The sequence below is a fragment of the Nostoc sp. ChiQUE01b genome, assembly GCF_034531255.1.
GTDB lineage: Bacteria > Cyanobacteriota > Cyanobacteriia > Cyanobacteriales > Nostocaceae > Nostoc.
In genome coordinates, this window is record NZ_JAVRBM010000077.1 from 1 (window position 1) to 20194 (window position 20194).

Sequence of the window (20194 nt, forward strand, 5' to 3'; positions counted from 1 at the left end):
TAGTACATATCTACTATAATAATGCGATCGCGCTGTGCCAGTTGCGTAAGTCCTGGACACATTTTACATTTCCAATGACCAGTTCTTCGACTCCAGCGATACCTATCTCACCAGCCGCAATACAGGAGAGAATACGCCTCTAGCATCTGGGGGGAGTTATACAGCTACCCAAGACATTTATCTTGGCTACTATGTGCGAACAGGCGATGTCTACGACGGGCTGCGCCAACGCTACCTGTTATTTGTTGCTGATAGAAACAACAACCAGATTGAAAGCAATGAAACTAACAATGTATTCGCCCAAGCCATTACCATAAATGCCCCAGATTTAGTCATTACTGCTGCTAATGCACCAACCACGGCTGCATTAAATGAGACGATTTCTGTGTCTTGGACAGTTAAAAACCAAGGTCTAGTTTCTGCCTCATCTGACTGGTATGACGCAGTTTACATTTCCGATGACCAGTTCTTAGACAACAGCGATCGCTATCTCACTGGCTACGATACAGGAGAGAATAGGCCTTTAGCATCTGGGGGGAGTTATACAGCCACCCAAAATATTTCTATTCCTGACTATGTAGGATCTGGCGATGTCTACCTCTTATTTGTCGCTGATAGAAGAGAGTACGGCGACAATCAGGCTGAAACCAACGAGGACAACAATGTATTCGCCCAGTCCATCACCATAAATGCCCCAGATTTGGTGATTACTGCCGCCAATGCCCCAACTACTGCTGCATTAGGTGAGACGATTTCTGTATCTTGGACAGTTAAAAACCAAAGTATAGTTTCTGCTTTCGCTGACTGGAATGACGCAGTTTACATTTCCGATGACCAATTCTTCGACTACAGCGATACTCAACTTATTAGCCGCAATGCAGGAGAGGATACGCCTCTAGCATCTGGGGAGAGTTATACAGCCACCGAAGATATTTCTATTCCCAACTATGTTGCAACCGGCGATGTCTACGACGGGCTGCGCCAACGCTACCTGTTATTTGTGGCTGATCAAGGAGGAGGATGGTCTGGCGACAACCAGGTTGAAACCAACGAGGACAACAATGTATTCGCCCAAGCCATCGCTATAAATGCCCCAGATTTGGTGATTACTGCTGCCAATGCCCCAACTACTGCTGCATTAGGTGAGACGATTTCTGTATCTTGGACAGTTACTAACCTTGGTATAGTCTCAGCTTTCGCTAACTGGTATGACGCAGTTTACATTTCTGATGACCAATTCTTCGACGAAAGCGATACCTATCTCACCGATCTTTATACAGGAGAGAATACGTCTCTAGCAGCAGCAGGTAGTTATACAGCTACTCAGGATATTTCTATTCCTGATTATGGCAAAATAGGTGATCGCTACCTGTTATTCGTGGCTGATGCAGCAAGAGGATGGGGGAGCAACAGCCAAGTTGAAACCAACGAGGACAACAATGTATTCGTTCAAGCAATCACCATAAATGCCCCAGATTTGGTGATTACTGCCGCCAATGCCCCAACCACTGCTGCATTAAATGAGACGATTTCTGTGTCTTGGACTGTTAAAAACCAAGGTACGGTTTCTGCTTTCGCTGATTGGTCTGACGCAGTTTACATTTCTGATGACCAGTTCTTCGACTATAGCGATACCCAACTCACCAACCGCTATGCAGGAGAGGACACGCCTCTAGCAGCCACAGATAGTTATACAGCCACCCAGGACATTTATATTCCTGACTATATAGCAACAGGCGATCGCTATCTGTTATTTGTCGCTGATAAGGGATACTACGGCGACAACTACGAGGGTGAAACAAACGAGGACAATAACATTCAGGCGGTAGCAATTAGCCTGTATGCCCAAGACCAAGTTTTTAACGGCACACCTGGTCGTGACACCCTAATTGGTAACGATAGCAATAACCTGCTCGCTGGCTTACAAGGGGCAGATACCCTTACTGGTGGTGCTGGCAGCGATCGCTTTGTCTATAGCAGTATCCGCGATGCTGGAGATACAATTACTGATTTTGTGGCTGGTACGGACAAGATTGATTTGACCAAATTATTGCAGAGCTTTAGCCTAGATAGCCTCAATTATGAGACTGCAACCACCCAAGGTTACTTAAGTTTTGGGACTCTCTTAAGCAATACTACTGTCCTAATTGACATAGTCCCTTCCTTCAAGAAACAGGCATTCGTTCCTATACCTTCAGTACTCCTGGAACATACACCCTAGCCTTTGGTGTGGTGGATATCGATGATTATGGAATTACATCGGCTTTGGAGATTAGCAACGCTAGGCTAGAGAGAGTTCCTGAACCAACTACTATCCTGGGTTTACTTACGGTGCTTGGTTGCGGCGCAACTATAGGGGCGGTTAAGAAAAAAATGTCTACTTAAATACTAAGCTGTTCCCAAAACTGCGTAGGTTTTGAATATTGGTAGGTTGGGTTGAAGCTTTGTTAAACCCAACAAACCGCGCTAAATGTTGGGTTTCCTTCCTCAACCCAACCTACTAAAAGTGTCATATCATGTCCGGGCAACTAAGATGCAGGTCGATGCAACTAACGGGACTTAAACATTGTTGAGGCAGAAACAAGCCTCAAACCCATACAGAAAAGGGAAAATACACCCAAGGCTTAAAAATGCTTGAAACCTAGATATAGCAGTCCTAAATCATTCGTGAAAAATAAGATCCCCGACAACTTTTACGAAGTCGGGGATCTGAGTCTCTCGATTTTCACAACTCATTTAGGATTGCTATATATCAATAAACTAGGCAAAACGATGTAAAAGTATTTCTGTATATACATTTGAGTGTTTTTCTAGCTACTTTTTGTCTAAGTCCCAATAACAGTTATTTTTTCAAAAAGCGTTGACGTAGACGAGATATAAAAATATTTACCTCTGGTATTTTCAGCCATGAAGCGATAGCAGCAAACACCGCAATTCCCACGAAGCCAGATATACACAATTGCAACACCAGAATCAGTAAACCCGTTTTACCTAACAAATGCTGAGAACCAATCAATGTCCCATAGCTAGCAATACCAGCAACTACGCTACCAGCAGCCAAACCCAAAATCGGCAAACTCCACTCGCGCCAAGGTAAACCATTGAGTTTGCGATCGAGCAACCATAACAGCATTAACATTGAGCTACAATTTACACCCACTGTTGCTAACACCAAACCGGGAGCGCCAAAAGGTTTAACGAAAAACCAATCTAATAAAATGTTGAGCAAGATGTTAAAAATACTGATGCGAAAAGGTGTCTGTCCATCACCCAAAGCATAGAATACCCGCACCAAAACATCACGCCCCAAATAGACAAACATCCCAATTCCATAAGCTACTAGCAAAGATGAAACTAGCTGTGTGGCTTCTGGCTTGAAAGCACCGCGCTCATATACCACCTGCACAATGGGGACAGATAGCGCCACCATCAACGCCCCTAGCGGTAGCATGGTAAAAGCAGTGAGTAGGAGTCCTTGGCGAATCCGTAATTTTAAGTCCTGCCAATTTTCGGGGCCAGCAAGTTTGGCAAATATCGGTAATAGAGGCAGTAAAATAATATTAGAAATAATCCCCAAGGGAGTTTGGACTAATAGATTGGCATAGTTAAATCCTGCCGCCGCACCAGGGATAGGACTAGCAAAATAAAGGTCAGTGGCAACATTAATTGGCATCATTCCAGAGGAAACTGTTGCCGGAGTCATGATTTTGATCACTTCTTGAACGCCAGGAGATTTAAAATCAAACCGCAGGCGTAATGTGCCCAATCCTAACCGCCATTGAACAATTAGCTGCACCACCCACTGGAGAATTGCTCCTGCCAAAGTTCCCCAAGCTAACACCATTCCCCCGATTAAAGCGTACTCCGGTTTAATAATATTCTTGCCCAGTTGCATCGCTAAGATAGCAAGACCGCCAACAACGGTAATACTAGATAATAAAGGGCTAATGGAGAGTAACCAATATTGATTGGCTGTATTGAGAGTACCAAAGCCAATGCCAATTAAACCAGCAAATAAAGCCATTGGTGCCATAATGCGGAGTTGTTGAATGGCGATCGCTCTCGTTGTTTCTTCCAAACCATGACCGACTAAATCAACGATCGCATCCGCAAATAGAACTTGAGCAAATGTCACCAGCAACAGCAATCCAGCTACCAGCGTTGTCACGGTTTCCACTAGGGGAGCCGCTTCTTCTCGCCGCCGCTTGGCTAAAACGCTGACGAGCGCACTGTGTAATGGCCCATTGACACCACCGAGTAAGATCAATAGAAAGCCTGGGATAATATAGGCATAACTATAGGCGGTGGCAGCAGCACCAACACCGAATGCAGCAGCGATCGCTTGCTGCCGCACTAAACCGAAGACTTTACTAATTAATGTGGCTGCGGCAACAATGCCAGCAATTCCAGCGAAAGAACGAGAGGGTTTTTGGTCTTGTTGTGTCACGAATAATACCCGACAACTCTTAGAGAGTGCATACTTTAAAACATTTAACCTGAAATTCCGCAGTCTGTCAGGTAAATTTTGACAAATTAGTAATTTTAAATGCCTACGCCAAGGGCAAAGGCAAAGCGATGCCATTCGCAAAGCGTCTCGTAGAGAAGGCTGGCTACGCCTACACTCAAAATTAAATTCCTATAATACAGCGAATTACAAGTTAGTTAGATCGTGATTCCGAAGGAATTCAAACCGCTTTTCTAATTTACCCCGACAACACTAACTTAATACAGCCTTGCCTAAGTTCGTAGTGAATATACCCAAATAAACTTTGCGCTCCTCTGTGTTTAAAATTAAATCCTCAATTGGCGACGAATTTACAAAATTGTGTACTTAGTCATCTGTTCTGTTGTGTACAAGCCAAAATTATTTTTTAATCGATTACAAGGATAGATCGAGAAAGGGGAACTATAACAATAACCATCTTCTGGGAATAGTTGAACTAGGGACTGGGTATCAGGCGAGATTTGAATCCCAAACAAATTTTACTTATATTTTCTTCCCTAGTAGCCAGTACTCAGTCTCAGAGCGCCCATTCGTCCCCCAATAAGTTGCCATCCATCTGAAAATGGTGAATTCTGGACGCGGCCAGTAGAAGACTGTAAAACTTTGCAGTTTGTCATATTTGTGACACTTCTTAACCCCATGAACTTTGGTATGAGGAACCCTTGTATAAAAACGAGATAATCCAGAGCAATGGAACCCAATTCAAATTTCACAGAAAATCAACTTCTTTTGTCCAGCGCTCAACTTCAAGAGCAACTAGAGCAACAAAAAGCTCTGGCGAGTGTTATTGTCCGAATTCGTGAGTCTCTTGACTTAGAAACAATTTTTCAAACGACTGTTACACAAGTGCGTCAGTTATTAAATGCTGACCGAGTAGCAGTCTTCCAGTTCGACCGCGAACAAAACTGGGAGGGAGAATTTGTTTCTGAGGATGTTGCGCTTGGCTGGGACTCAGCAATGGCAGTAAAAGTTTACGACCACTGCTTTGGAGAACAATTTGCTGCCAGTTATCAACAAGGTAGAGTGCAAGCAGTAGCAGATATTTACCAGGCGGGACTGAGTGATTGTCATGCTGCAATTTTGAGTAAATTTCAGGTACAGGCCAACCTTGTTGTCCCTCTATTGCGGGAGAAGGAACTGTGGGGATTGCTTTGCATTCATCAGTGCAGTGAGGCTCGTGACTGGAAAGAATCGGAAATTGAGTTTATTCGTCAAATTGCCGATCATCTTACTGTGGCGATTCAACAAGCAAAGCATCTCCATGAAGTCCAATTACAAGCCGCAAAATTGGCTCAAGCAGTTCAGCGCGACCAAGTAATTGCTCGGATTGTCGATGAAATTCGCTCACCCCTTGATATTGAAACAATTTTTAAAACTACAACTCAAGAAATACGCAAGCTGCTGCAAGCAGATCGAGTTGCCATATTTAGCTTCAATCCAGATTGGAGTGGTAACTTTGTTGCTGAATCATTTGCCGAAGGCTGGACTCCCTTAATTGGCGTTCAGCCTGTGATCGCGGATACTTATTTACAACAGACTCAAGGCGGACGTTACGTTAACAATCAGACATTTACAGTTAATGATATTTACCAAGCCGGATTAACAAACTGCCATGTTATCCTGTTGGAGCAATTCCAGGCAAAAGCCTTTGCAACGGCCCCTATTCTCCAAGGAGATCAACTTTGGGGAATCATCGCTGCCTACCAAAATGCTTCACCCAGAGAGTGGCAATCTTATGAAGTCGAATCACTGAGCAAAATCGGTACACAAATTGGTGTGGCCCTGCGACACTATAAATTGCTGGCATACGCTCAGTACCAAGCAGAGCAACAAAAGACATTAACTAGCGTGATTACTCGAATTCGGGAGTCCCTAGATTTAGATACAATCTTCCAAACTACTGTCACTGAGGTACGGCAAATGCTGCAAGCAGACCGAGTGGGAGTCTTTCGTTTTGACCCTCAAAAAGATTGGGAAGGAGAATTTATTTCTGAGGATTTTGTACCTGAGTGTAACTCGGTAATCGCAGAAAAAGTTTATGATTATTGCTTCGGTGAAAAATTTGCACTCCTTTACATGCAAGGTCGAGTAAATGCGATCGCTGACATTTATCAAGGAAAGTTCCCTGGTTGCTACGTCCAAATCCTCGAAAAATTTCAAGTGCGGGCAAATATGGTCGCACCTCTATTAAAAAAAGGTGAACTTTGGGGATTGCTGTGTATTCACCAATGCACTGCTCCTCGTCACTGGCAAGCCTCTGAAATTGAATTTGCTAGTCAAATAGCCGAGCAATTAGGAGTGGCATTAAAACAGGATTCTTATTTAAAACAAGTTCAAATGCAGGTTGTCCAGTTAGCAGAAGCTAATGAACGCGAAAAAGCAATGGAACGGCAAGAACTGCTGGCTGCAACTATTGATAAAATCCGCCAGTCACTCGATATTAAAACTATTTTTAGAACCACTACTCATGCTGTGCGAGAGTTACTTGAAGTTGAGCGAGTTGCAATTTACCGCTTCAACCCAGATTGGAGTGGTAAATTTGTCGCAGATTCCTTTCAAGATGGTTGGAAACCAGTTGTACAAACCCAACCAATGATTATCGAAACTTTTGAAGACACAGACGACGATAACGAACTTCCACGTAACGAAACCTTTGTTCCAATTCGGGAAGGTGAAAAATTATGGGGATTATTAGTTGCTTATCAAAATTCACAATCCCGTTATTGGAAAGAGGAAGAAATTAATTTACTGGCTCAAGTTGGGGTGCAATTAGGAATTGCGATTCAGCAAGCAGAATTACTTGAGCAAACTAAACGTCAAACCTCAGAACTTACTCAAACTCTGCAAGAATTAAAACAAACTCAAACCAGGTTAATTCAGGGTGAAAAAATGGCAGGATTAGGACAACTACTTGCTGGAGTTGCCCATGAAATCAACAATCCGATCAGTTTTATTTTTGGCAATCTTATCCATTTAAGTGAATATACTCAAGAACTGCTAAAAGTAGTGAAATTTTACCGTCAAAACTCCTCTCTCTTGCCAACTGTGCAAGAACAAATTGACAAGAATGATTTGGACTTTATTATCGAAGATTTACCCAAAACCCTTGAGTCAATGAAAGTAGGAACAGAGCGGATTTGTGATATTGTGCTATCACTACGAAACTTCTCTCGTACAGATGAGGCTGAATTGAAGCCAGTAGATATTCATGAGGGCTTGGATAGTACTTTGCTAATTTTAGGACATCGCCTGAAAAACAATAATGAACGCCCAGCTATTGAAATTATTAAACAATATGATAATTTACCTTTGCTCGAATGCTATCCCGCGCAATTAAACCAAGTGTTTATGAATCTTTTGAGTAACAGTATTGATGCATTAGAGGAAAAGTTTAACGCTATACAGCAAAGGTATTTAAAATTATTACAAACGTGTCCGAGAATACCCTTGACTATCTGGATTAATACGCAAGTCGTTCATAACCAGATTGTAATTAGAATAGCTGATAATGGTCTTGGGATTCCAGAAGAAGTGCGATCGCATATATTTGATCCCTTCTTCACTACCAAAGCACCAGGTAAAGGTACGGGGTTAGGATTGTCTATTAGCCATCAAATAGTAGTTGAAAAACATCATGGTCAGATGAAATGTTCTTCTAAATCAGGAGAAGGAACAGAGTTTTTAATTGAAATTCCTATTGGTAATTAGAAGCTACTGATTTTTGACAATTCTTCAGTCAATCTTAAATAGGGGAGCCAGGATAAGTAGAGGTTTCCTCCGTTCCCCGAAGGCATTATCACAGACTAATGCACCAACGCCTGAATCAATATAATAATTTACTTTTTTTCTAGTTTAGGATCATTTTTTGGGATGCAATCGCAGAGTTGATGTTGACAAAGCCGCAGAATTTGTACAAGTAGGTATTAATTTGAAGCGATAAAACTTTTGATCGTCTTAACTGTTTCTTGTTTCTCTTCAAACTCAGAACTATAGCACCCACTCAAAGGTACAGTTTCGCCAGATGCTAACGTTAAGGTAACTCGATAAACAAAGCCACCTTCACTAGAATCAGAACTTTCAACTTTAATATCAACAATTTCATTTAACGAGTACAAAAAAATGGCTTTTCCCAATTTTCCAAACCATCGATAGCGACTGAGAGTTAAACTATTTGATTCTTTATCAAAATTACAGTTTATAAATGAACCTGCGGCTATTATGAGTAAACCTACCAAAAACAAAAATAGGGTTCCGCCAATTGCGGCATAGCCTTTTAAAGTATCAATTTGGGTTGAACAATAAACTTAAGCTTATTTTGTGTTTGCTCATAAATTTGTATATTTTTATCTCTGACCAAATCCCAAATTAAAATCAAATCAATAGCTAATAATACATAGTTTAATAAAGAATTTGTATTTTCCATTTTTTCGCAAAAACGTCTCTGCTTTTATGCTCAACGCGGAGATTCTTTAGCTACAACCCAAACTATCTCGCGTTGACATACCCGTAACTGGATTTACACCATCGGCTCTTTCACACAGCAGCGATATTTGATAGCGGTCAATTAAAGCATCGGTAAAATCAGCGCCTGTCACATCAGCATCATAAAAGCGGCTACGGGTCAAAGTTGCTTCAGTAAAGATAGCATTTTTCAGGTTAGCACCATCCATTGTGACGCGATCAACTAAAGCGCCGCTCAAGTTCGCATCTTCCAAATTTGCCTTTAATAAAACTCCTTTAGTCAGAATTGCGTTAGTTAAATTCGCTCCTTGAAAATTTGTCCCCCGCATTTCTGCTGCGACAAAAGTTACACCTGCCAAATCAGTATGAGAAAAGTCACGATTTTCTAAATTTATATTGTTGTAATTGATTGTGTTTATCTGAGCAAAAGCCGGTTTTGGATTAAGTATTATCCACCCAAAGGCTAGTAGCAAAATCACTATCAAACCTAAAAAGCGCAGTAAAATCTTTTTCATAACTTTATTATTTATCATTTGTCCTTTGTCATTTGTCATTTGTCCTCTGTCATTTGTTCTCTGTTACAAAGTTCTGAGCGCTGGCTTCCAGCACTCAGAGTTTGCGCTTTGTCATTAGTCCTTTGTCTTTTGTTAGTTAACAATGACTAATGACTAATGAATGACTATTTCCAATCTTTACCAATGCGGATTGTCAGATCGGATTCTAAATCACCAATGGCAGACACCTCGATTTGACCCAAGCCTAAGACTTTTTGCAAATCAACTCCAACTCGTCGGTTGCCTTTTTGGACAATAATCTGAGTTTGACGTTGGGTATCTGGCCAATCAGGCACTTTGTAAATATTATTAAAGCCTTTCTGTTTGAGATAAGCAATAACTTTTTCAGTTAGCTGAGGTTGATTTGAAGCATTTTGAATAGCAATTTTGAGGTTAGGAACCTGACGCATATCTGGCTTTAGACCAGGTACATTTACCCCAACATAATCATTCAACAGGCTCTGTTGTCCAGTCATATTCAGCCAATAGCTATCAGGGTCTTTGCTAAAACGGCTAAAGGTACCAGGCAACACAGTCATTTGGAAATTATCCCGATCTAGGTTGAGTCCAAAATTGACCAACGCCATCATTTCTTCCATCTTCAGGTTGGTATCAAAATATTTTCGCATCAAGCGAGTTAATTGAGGCAACCTGGGTAAGATGGTAGGACTATTTAAACGTTGCAGCAGGGCTGCTGTTAGTGCTTGCTGACGCTGTACTCTCGGCAAATCTCCTAAACCTGGTTCGCGGAATCGGGCAAACTGTTCTGCTTGTTCGCCATTGAGGGTTTGCCAGCCACTGACTAAATTAATCGACAGCCGACTGCTGGAGTCTTTATATTCCATTGATTGGGGAACAAAGACTTCTACTCCGCCTAACTGATCGACTAACTGACGTAAGCCACTGGTAGAAATACGGATGTAACGATCGATTGGGGCGTTGTTTAAGGTACGGCTAACTACCCGTGCAGCCAAGACTGGGCCGCCTTTGGCATTGGCATCAGATACCTTAGTTAATCCCTTTTCTCCCTTTTCGGGGATGGCGATCATTGTATCTCTGGGAATGGAAAGTACCCGTACAGATTTTTCACTAGGGTTCAGTCGTAACAGTAGCATGGAGTCGCTTTTCCCTGCAAAGCTTTCTGGAGAGCCATCAACAGTACCGCTGACTGGTTCAATCCCCATGATTAAAATATTCATCGGACGTGAAAGCTTGTACTGGGAGAGTTTGCCCCATAACTCCCCTGGTAATGGGATTTTTACTTCGTCTTTAGCAGCAGTTCCTAAATCGTCATCTGTTCGATCTAGATTGCTCCATAAAGGAGTCCACAGCGCTAACGTTGACACCAGCAGCCCAGATAAGATGATGCCAATGACAACCGTCATAAACCATAACAGCCATCGAGGCATGGTTAAGCCCAGTCTCTCAGAAAGCTGATTGGGAATCGCACCCACAGATTCGACGACGCTACGGTTTGGATTCGCTGGCGGGTTTAGTTCGACCTGCTCCTCCTCTGAGTCGGCTGCTGGTGCTGGCGTTACTTGATTTTCTGTCCGTTGAAGTTGCGACGATCGCACGTCACTTTCAAACTCTACTACTTGTTGAGACGTAACCGGATTTTCCGACCATTCGACTTGTTTTATCACAATTATCTCCCCACTCAACCACTCCCTAAAAGTATGTTAATCCAAGCTACAAATATTGCCAGTGGAAAAGCTCACTGTAAACTTGTAATGTTCTTCGGTAGGCGTGTATGACAACATGAATACTTTATTGTTCCCCGTAATCCTAGCTGGTGGTAAAGGTGAACGTTTTTGGCCTCTAAGCCGCAAAGACCGACCCAAGCAATTTTTAAGTCTTGATGGTAGCTCTAGAAGTTTATTACAAGCAACCGCCGATCGATTGATTAAACTCGGTGGCGGGTGGGATTTCTTGTGGGTGATTACTTCTAGTCAGATAGCTGACGGGGTACGCCAACAATTACCTGATCTACCAGTTGAAAACTTACTGATTGAGTCGGAAGGCAGAGACACTGCCGCAGCCGTTGCTTGGACAAGTTTAGAAATCAAACAGCGCTATGGTGAAGACGCTGTGATTGGCTTTTTCCCTGCTGACCACTGGATTGCTGACCAAGAGGCGTTTGCACACACATTAAGTGCGGCTACACAACTGGCAACAAGCACAGCAGCGATTGTTACACTGGGGATCAAGCCTACTTTTCCATCAACCGGTTACGGCTACATTGAGCAAGGTGAAAAAATAGGTAGCTTTAATGAGTTGCCAGCTTATCACGTCAACCGTTTTACTGAAAAGCCCGACCGAGAAACGGCAGAAACTTTTTTATCTACGGGGCGTTTTAGCTGGAATAGTGGAATGTTCGTTTTTCAGGCAGGGGTTGTTCTCAAGGAACTACATACCCATGCTCCAGAAATTATCGAACCTTTAGAACGACATGGCCCTGATATCTATCCTCAGTTGCCTAAGAAGAGTATAGACTATGCGTTAATGGAAAAGACCACTCTAGCATACGTTTTGCCAGTTGATTTTGGTTGGGATGATTTAGGAGATTGGAATGCGATCGAACGTTTACTGAAAAAAGAAGAGACTCCAAACGTGGAACTCGCCACTCATGTAGGTTTAGATACGCAGGGGGCGATTATTTACGCCTCAAATCCAGAAGATGTAGTTGTTACTATTGGTTTAGAGGATGTAGTGATTGTGCGCGATCGCAATGTCACCCTCGTTGTCAAAAAAGAACGTACCCAAGAAATCAAGCAGATCCTTAAAATTCTCCAAAACGATTCCCGATTGACCGACCTGCTATAAAAGTTAGAACCCTTGGCAGAGGCAAAAAAGTCTGTTTTCCCATTATAACTTGACAGTCTGTTATTTTATCTGACAGTTATGGACATTATTAGCTTTGAGCCTCTGGCCAAGACAATGGCAATCGATTCTATTACTGCCTATCAAAAATATATTTCTCCGTCCAAAGGATTTTCTTGTTCCCATCGCTTATTACACGGCGGGGATTCCTGCTCAAACTACGTCAAACGGATGCTGAACGAACAGAAGCTCGACGAAGCCGTACAATCATCCTTAAAAAGATTTCAAGAATGTGCGGTAGCCAGTAAAACTTTAACAAGCATCAAAACTAGAGCTGATTTTCGTTGTATTGTCATTCCCTGCTGCCTACCTCTTTAACTCCTCTGTATCTTTGCAGTGATTTTACAAAAATGTTCCTCACCCAAACTGTTCCCCGTCAACGAGAAATTCTTGAAGTCTTCCTTCGCAATGGCTGGGACTATATGCGAAGGTTACTTACTGGTGGCAAAACTGATGAACCCCAACTTCCGACACCTGCGGTTTTAAAAAATATTCTGGTAGATTTGGGCCCAGTTTACGTCAAACTTGGTCAGTTAATGTCTACCCGCCCTGACTTACTGAGCGCCTCCTACATTGAGGAATTGTCAACTTTACAAGATGAAGTACCACCAGTTCCTTGGTCAGAAATAGAAATAATTCTCCGTAAAGAATTAAAACTTCCACTAGCAGAAACCTTCAGTACAGTTAACCCGACCCCAGTGGCAGCCGGATCGATTGCCCAGACACATCGAGCTACACTAGCAGACGGTCGAGAAGTCGCTCTGAAAGTGCAACGTCCGGGAATTGATCTGACTATTGGCCAAGATATTGCTTTAATTCAAGGTATTGCCGATTTAGTAGCGCGGACTGAGTTTGGGCAAACTTACGAAATCAAATCCATCGCCGAAGAATTTACTAAAGCCTTAGAAGCCGAGTTAGATTTTACACGGGAAGCAAGTTTTACAGACCAACTGCGGCGCAACTTATCCCAGAGTCGCTGGTACGATCCTACACAAATAGTGGTTGCGGAAATTAACTGGGAATTGACCACAGAGAAATTACTGGTGATGGAATGGTTGGATGGAGTGCCATTTCTGGCGGCGGATTTGGATAGTGACCCCAACGTTAAAGATCCAGCCGAAAAGCGTAAAGAAATAACTACTTTGTTATTTCGGGTATTTTTCCAGCAACTATATATTGATGGCTTTTTTCACGCCGATCCTCATCCAGGAAACTTGTTTTATCTCAAAGATGGTCGTGTTGCCCTCTTAGATTGTGGAATGGTGGGAAGACTCGATCCCCGTACACAGCAGATATTAACGGAAATGTTGTTAGCGATCGTTGATTTAGATGCTCAAAGGTGCGCTCAGTTAACTTTACAGCTATCAGATTCTGGTCAGCCAGTAATTTTGTCGCGGTTAGAAAATGATTACGATCGCATGTTGCGAAAATATCACAATGTCAGCCTCACGCAAATAAACTTCAGTCAGATAATTTATGAAGTTTTACAAGTTGCCCGGAACAATAAAATTAGGTTGCCTAGTAATATGGGTTTGTATGCCAAAACCCTAGCGAATTTAGAAGGGGTAGCGCGGACATTCAACCCAGAGCTTAACTTTTTTGATGAAGTCAAACCATTAATTACAGACTTGTTTCGTCGGCAATTACTGGGCGATAATCCAGTGCGATCGCTCCTACGGACAGCCTTAGATATTAAAAGTCTGTCTCTCCAATCTCCCCGCCAAATTGAACTGTTATTAGACCGTGTTACCTCAGAAACCTTACAGTGGAATCTCTCGCTGCGGGGGCTAGATGGCGTGCGGCGCACTATGGACGATGCGGCTAACCGACTATCTTTTAGTATATTAGTGGGTTCGCTGATTATGGGTGCGGCAATTATTTCCACCAGAGCGCAGACAACTCAGCTATCTTTTTTAAGCACCATCCTGTTTGCAGTCGCTAGTTTATTGGGTTTGTGGTTAATTATTAGTACATTGCGATCGGGACGTTTACGGTAAAACCATTTTTAATTTTGGACTTTGAATTGAAGGAAAAATCTAAAATTTAAAATTGAAGTTTGTAGTAAGGACTTTAGTGCTTAGAAAATTAAGGATTAAAGTCCTTACTACGAACTTATTTACCCATAAATTGTTATTAACTGGATAATATTCCGGCAATACTCGTCAATTCCATAATTTTCTCAAACTGAAAATCATGAGCTAAATTCTTGATAAAATTTTGCAGCACGGCATTTTCGGAAGGGATTTGCTCAATCAATTCTAAAATCAGGTCATCACTACATTGAGCTGCGGCAGTATATAACTGTTTCACCCATTCAGGTGACATTTCAGATAATAAATTCACTAAATCTGTGAGCGTCAATATTGATTTTGATCTTTGTTGCTTTAGGTTTGTTAGCTGATAGCTTTCTTCTTGATAAATATATTGAACTCCCAAATATTCGCTTAACTTTTCTAGTAATAGTTCCTCGCGGAAAGGCTTATTAATATAATCATCACAACCCGCTTTGATTATTGCCTCTCGTTGTTCTTCAAAAGCATTAGCAGTTAAGGCAATAATAATGGTCTTCCAATTGGATATTTGGGATTCGGTATTTTGGATTGAGGTTTCTTCTCTAGTTTTAATAAATTTTGTGGCTTCGTAGCCGTCCATAATTGGCATCCGCATATCCATTAAGATTAGATGTGGTTGCCATGTCTGCCAAAGTGCGATCGCTTCGATGCCATTTATTGCTTCTTGGACTGCAAAACCGATGGATGTGAGAATTCTCATTAGCACTAAACGGCTGTCTGTGGAGTCATCAACCACTAAAATACGGTATTCACTTTGAGCAGGCGCTAAACTAACAACTTGGGGTCTAGTTTGTTGGATCTGGATTTCGCTGGCTGCGGCTAGACCAAATTGAATATCAAAAGCAAATTTACTTCCTTCGCCAATAGTGCTAGTGACGCTAATATCTCCTCCCATTAGTTGCACGTATTTGCGGCTAATTGCTAAACCTAGTCCTGTTCCCTGTTGCGATTTTCTTCCGGTTTCAGTTTGCCCAAAAGCTTCAAATAGCAAGTCAATTTCTTGTAGGGCAATACCGCGGCCAGTGTCTTGTACCTCGAAGAAGAGATGAGGGGGATGAGGAAGATTTTGCTCCCCCTGCTCCCTCATCTCCCCCTGCTCCCCCTGCCCCCAATCCCCCATCCCCACCCGCAGCGTCACCCTTCCAGTATCGGTAAATTTGATTGCATTTCCCAGGAGATTAAGCAAGACTTGACGCAGTTTACTTTCGTCAACTTGGATGTACTGGGGAAGGTGAGATGTATATTCAAAGACTAATTCCAATCCTTTGGAGGTGGCGCGGAAGCGCAACATCTCTTCGAGGTTTTCCAAGAGGCGAATTAAGTCAAAACTGTTGAGATTTAAGGTTATTCTGCCAGCTTCGATTTTAGACATTTCCAAAATATCGTTGATTAAATTCAGGAGATGTTCGCCAGCACGATTGATGATTGCTAGATTTTGCTGATGTTCAGTTGATAATTCACGATCGTGGCTCATGACTTGGGTAAAACCGAGGATGGCGTTAAGTGGGGTACGCAGTTCGTGACTCATGTTGGCGAGGAATTCGCTTTTGGCACGATTAGCAGCATCAGCAATGATTACAGCTTCTTGCAATGCTTGGGACTGCCTTTGAGTTTGCGCTAGCAATTGTGCCTGCTGTAAAGCAACACCCAACTGATTGCCAATTTGAACTACGATGTTGATTTCTCCTGGTTTCCATTGGCGGGGATCGGAATTTTGATAACTCGCCAGTAATCCCCAAAGCTGACTACCATGTAAAATCGGAACAATAATATATGCTTTAGCCTGAAAGCGCTCTAAGAGGTTGATATAAGCAGGATGAAACTCAGCGTTGTAAATGTCTGGGACACAGAGGAAACTTGCACCTGGGGTTACTTGCAGATCAGGATATTCCACGTGGTTATCCCCACCATCCAAAATTTTCGCTAGGCAACGCCCATCTTGTAAAACACCTTCTGTGAGATGAGGGTCATTGTTGTGTTCTTCTATGAGAGAAATCCAACCGTTACCCACCGATTCAGAAACAAATTCTCCATTCCAGTCGGGATTGAAACGATAGACAACAACCCGATCGCAGTTGAGTACTTGGCGTAATTCTTCGGTTGTAGCCGCAAATATCGTCTCTAAATCCAGTGTTTGGCGCATTCTTTGAATTACTTGAGCGATCGCTCTTTCTCGCTCTGCACTCTCACGCAAGGCTTCTTCTGCCAATTTTCTCTCGGTAATATCTGTAATTGTACCGATGTAGCCTTTAATTTCTCCATCATCTCTAAATTCTGGCAAAGCATGACAAATTACCCAGACGACTGTATTATCATCATCATGCAAGAAACGATGTTCGTACTTATAGGTTGACTTGGCGGCTGTTGCTTGATTCCATGCCAACAATAGCTGCTCGCGGTCGTCTGGATGTACGGCATTTGCCCAACCTGTTCCTAGAGAATCTTCTAAACTACATCCAGTAATTTCACTCCAGCGTTGATTAAAATATAAAACATTGCCATCTACATCAGTATGAAAGATACAAGCTGGTGAGGCTTCTGCTAGAAGTTGATATCGTTGCTGACCTGACTGCAAAGCTAGTTCTGCCAATTTGCGATCGTTAATGTCTGCCCAATAACCAACGCATTCTATAGGGTAGTCAGCTTCGTTATAAATTAACCTCATCTTTTCGTAAAACCAGTGATAAGTTCCATCAGCATGTAACCAACGGTATTCGTAGGAAATGTACTCCTGCTCAATAAGCTCCTGAAATTTTTCTGAGATGAGTTTAATATCTTGTGGGTGGACGTGATGGAGCCAGAAACTGGAATTATCGATAAATTCCCGCGCTTCGTAGCCCACCATTTCTTTAACGTTCTCACTGATAAAGGTTGTGCTACAATCGTCTGATGTTTTGCTGCTATAAATAACTACAGGGCTAGAGGTGAGCAGATATTGTAGGCGTTCGTTTGCTAAACGCAGTTCTTGTTCAACACGTTTGCGATAGCTAATTTCTACTAAAACCGTGCCAACACCAGAGGGGCGATCGTCTTCACCAACAATCGGAAAATAAGAAACTAAGAAGTGGCGGATAATATCTGGTTGTTTAATTGATGCACCGCTTAATTCTTGATTGAGAATAGGTTGACCGGTGATCAGAACTTGTTGATAAATTGGTTCTACTAAAGGGGCGATGTGGGGTAAAACTTCATGGATGGTCTTGCCAATATGATCTTGCTGGGGTAGTCCATTAATTTCCGCCAGCAGTTGGTTGATTTGCACAAACCGCAGCTGGTTATCTACAATATTCATACCGACGGGAGCACTGCTAAAAAAGGCATTGAGACGAGCTTCTCTGAGTGCTAGTTCTTGTTCTAGGGTTTTGCGCTCAATCAACCCACCCAACTGAGCAGCAACAGCACTGACTAGCAAGAGCAAACGCCGATCTACCAATACTGAGCTACGTTTAAAAAATACTAAAACAGCTAATACTTGGTTTCCAGCCACTATCGGAACACCAAAACCAGCTTTTAATCCTACCTTTGCAGCTTGTGGCGATCGCCAAAAAATTGGTTGTGTAACTTTAGAAACATCTTCTATCCATTCTGGTTCTTGGTTCTGCCAAACTCTTCCTGGTAATCCCACTCCCAGAGGGAATTTCACAGTTTGGCTTTCGTGGCAGAATTCCTCTAAACTGCTATCCTCACCGTACCAGCCCAGACTGTGTTCTAAAACAGTCCCATCTTCATTAGGTATCCAGGCTTCACCAAAATCCCAGCCGATGGTGTGACAAATTAAACGCAAGACCACTGCTAAGGCGCTGTTGACATCGCTGGCGCGAGTGATAGCTTGGGTTGTCAACAGTAACAAACGGCTTTCATTTTCTGCCTGCTTGCGTTCAGTAATATCTTTTGCAGTGCCCAGTACGTACCATTGTCCATCAATCTCGCTCATTTCTGCACTCAACAGTGTTGTCTTGATTTCTCCTGTTGAAGTGCAGACATCAATCTCATAGTTGCGGACGGCTTTTGTTTGTTGCAGAATGTTGGTAAGAAAATTATATTCTTCTGGATTCACCCAAATATGCAATTCTTCATCGGTGCGATCGATCACTTGAGAGCGAGAATAACCAAAAAACCTACAAAAGCTGTCGTTTACTTCGATGTAGCGTTTGTTGAAAACAGTAATTAAGGCAATTGGGTCAGGAGATGACCGAAAAGCTGAGGCTAACTTTTCTTCAGAAGCTCGTCGCGCTGCTTCTGCGTGTTGGCGTTCTTTTGCCTCCAATACCAAAGATACTAAATTGCCCAGAGAGCGAGCGAAATTTTGGTCTTCTAACGTCCAATGATGAGTAACTTCCACTGCCTCCAGACATAAAACTCCTACGGTTTTTCCCTCCAGCCTAACGGGTGTATCGAGTATAGAGGTGATGTTTAATCTTGAGTAAGACGCAGAAAATTCTTTAGTTCTGGGATCGGCATGAGCATCATCTGCGGCGATTGGTTGATCTTGCTGCAAAGCTGCAAAATAAACTGGATAGTCTACTGCTGATAAGAAAAATCCTTCGCTATGTTGATTGCGACTGCCCTCAAATAGATCAAAACACTGGATTTTCATGCCTGTTTCGTCATACAGCCAGACACTAGCTCGTTCCATCCCAATATTCTTAACTGCTGTTTCTGTGATTTTACTCAAGGCTGCTTTCAAATCACCCTGATAAAGCGTCTGATTTTGTGCCAATTGTGTTAGCACTAGATTATGATTGCGGAGCTTAATTGCACTTTCTTGGAGTAATTTTTCTACACCTCGACGCTGTGTAATATTACTAGCAGTGCCCGTCATGCCTATAACCAAACCCGATTCGTTGCGTAATGCGATCGCATTCAACATTAGATAAAGTAAGCTACCATCTTTAGCTACACAGGTAGTTTCATGCTGAAAGATAGACTTTCCCTGAAGAACACGCTCAAAGGCTACTTTATCTTGAAGAACTTGTGTAGGTGAGATGAAATCAATTAAGGCACGCCCGATCATTTCTTGGGGTTCGTAGCCATAAATCTGCTTGACTGCTGGATTGACAAAGGTAATTAGTCCATCAATGTCCACCGACCATATCATGTCCTGGGATGTCTCCACTAGGAGCCGATACTGACTTTCACTCTTCTTGAGGGCGGCTTCGACTACAAGGCGTTCGCTTTGATAAACTTTTCTACAAAAGGCTTTGCTAATGCTAACGGGAATTTCTTTAAAAATATCTTCTATTTGTCTGTTACGAATATTTAACTCAACTGTAATCCGTTGACGCTCTTTAATCTCCTGTTGCAGTTGGGAATTTTTTTCTTTTAACTGTTTTTTCAGTCTTTGGAGAGTGAGTTGATTTTGGACGCGTAATAAAACTTCTTTAGTTTGGAATGGTTGAGTAATATAATCAATATCGTCTAAATTTAAGACGTTTATTTTTTCAAAAAAATCATCGAAAATTCCGAAAAGAATTATCCCAATCTCTTGAGTTTGCTCGTTAGCTTTCAAATATTGACATACTTCATAGTCATCCCTCTCGATCATGAGAACATTTAGCAAAAGCAAATCCGGGGGAGAGGCGAGTGCTGTATTGATTGCCAATTGCCCAGAAATGAGACTTTCTACCTGATAACCTTGGTTTTGAAGGATGTCTGATAAAAAATGTAAATTCTCTAAGTTGTCATCAACTAATAAAATTTTTATTTTTTGAGCATCCATA

At 42.2% G+C, this 20194-nt stretch carries 11 protein-coding genes; 6 read left to right on the forward strand and 5 right to left on the reverse strand.

Annotation, left to right across the window (positions count from 1 at the left end):
* Window positions 1-193: 193 nt before the first annotated feature.
* A complete protein-coding gene (locus RMY63_RS32655; RefSeq protein WP_322732680.1) occupies window positions 194-2221 on the forward strand; it encodes a CARDB domain-containing protein in 2028 nt (675 codons plus the stop codon).
* An 11-nt stretch (window positions 2222-2232) separates the two neighbouring features.
* The gene (locus tag RMY63_RS32660) at window positions 2233-2385 is read left to right on the forward strand and encodes a PEP-CTERM sorting domain-containing protein (protein ID WP_322732712.1); all 153 of its coding nucleotides are present in this window, start codon (window positions 2233-2235) and stop codon (window positions 2383-2385) included.
* Between the two features lie 457 nt (window positions 2386-2842).
* Here RMY63_RS32660 and murJ read toward each other — a convergent pair whose 3' ends face one another.
* Window positions 2843-4447: a murein biosynthesis integral membrane protein MurJ gene (murJ, locus tag RMY63_RS32665; protein WP_322732681.1), complete on the reverse strand. Its 1605-nt coding sequence runs from the start codon at window positions 4445-4447 to the stop codon at window positions 2843-2845.
* A 747-nt stretch (window positions 4448-5194) separates the two neighbouring features.
* Here murJ and RMY63_RS32670 point away from each other — a divergent pair.
* Window positions 5195-8212 carry a GAF domain-containing protein gene (locus RMY63_RS32670; protein ID WP_322732682.1) on the forward strand — a complete coding sequence of 1006 codons (3018 nt, stop codon included), beginning with the start codon at window positions 5195-5197 and terminating at the stop codon, window positions 8210-8212.
* A gap of 215 nt (window positions 8213-8427) precedes the next feature.
* On the opposite strand, the gene RMY63_RS32675 is transcribed toward RMY63_RS32670, so the two are convergent.
* The 3 genes from RMY63_RS32675 to RMY63_RS32685 all read right to left on the reverse strand — a co-directional run bounded on the left by RMY63_RS32675 (window position 8428) and on the right by RMY63_RS32685 (window position 11165).
* A complete protein-coding gene (locus RMY63_RS32675) occupies window positions 8428-8739 on the reverse strand; it encodes a hypothetical protein (protein WP_322732683.1) in 312 nt (103 codons plus the stop codon).
* A gap of 234 nt (window positions 8740-8973) precedes the next feature.
* Window positions 8974-9480, reverse strand: a complete 507-nt coding sequence (locus RMY63_RS32680) for a pentapeptide repeat-containing protein (protein ID WP_322732713.1) — start codon at window positions 9478-9480, stop codon at window positions 8974-8976.
* A 164-nt stretch (window positions 9481-9644) separates the two neighbouring features.
* Window positions 9645-11165, reverse strand: coding sequence for an LCP family protein (locus RMY63_RS32685; RefSeq protein ID WP_322732684.1), 1521 nt, complete (start codon window positions 11163-11165; stop codon window positions 9645-9647).
* A gap of 115 nt (window positions 11166-11280) precedes the next feature.
* Here RMY63_RS32685 and RMY63_RS32690 point away from each other — a divergent pair, with 115 nt between their 5' ends.
* From RMY63_RS32690 to RMY63_RS32700, 3 genes are all read left to right on the forward strand, one after another.
* Complete coding sequence (locus RMY63_RS32690; RefSeq protein ID WP_322732685.1) at window positions 11281-12345, forward strand: mannose-1-phosphate guanylyltransferase; 1065 nt, start codon at window positions 11281-11283, stop codon at window positions 12343-12345.
* 114 nt (window positions 12346-12459) lie between these two features.
* The gene (gene yidD / locus RMY63_RS32695; protein WP_322732686.1) at window positions 12460-12720 is read left to right on the forward strand and encodes a membrane protein insertion efficiency factor YidD; all 261 of its coding nucleotides are present in this window, start codon (window positions 12460-12462) and stop codon (window positions 12718-12720) included.
* A gap of 32 nt (window positions 12721-12752) precedes the next feature.
* Window positions 12753-14399, forward strand: a complete 1647-nt coding sequence (locus tag RMY63_RS32700) for an AarF/ABC1/UbiB kinase family protein (RefSeq protein ID WP_322732687.1) — start codon at window positions 12753-12755, stop codon at window positions 14397-14399.
* A 136-nt stretch (window positions 14400-14535) separates the two neighbouring features.
* On the opposite strand, the gene RMY63_RS32705 is transcribed toward RMY63_RS32700, so the two are convergent.
* A complete protein-coding gene (locus RMY63_RS32705) occupies window positions 14536-20193 on the reverse strand; it encodes a PAS domain S-box protein (protein ID WP_322732688.1) in 5658 nt (1885 codons plus the stop codon).
* Window position 20194 lies beyond the last annotated feature (1 nt).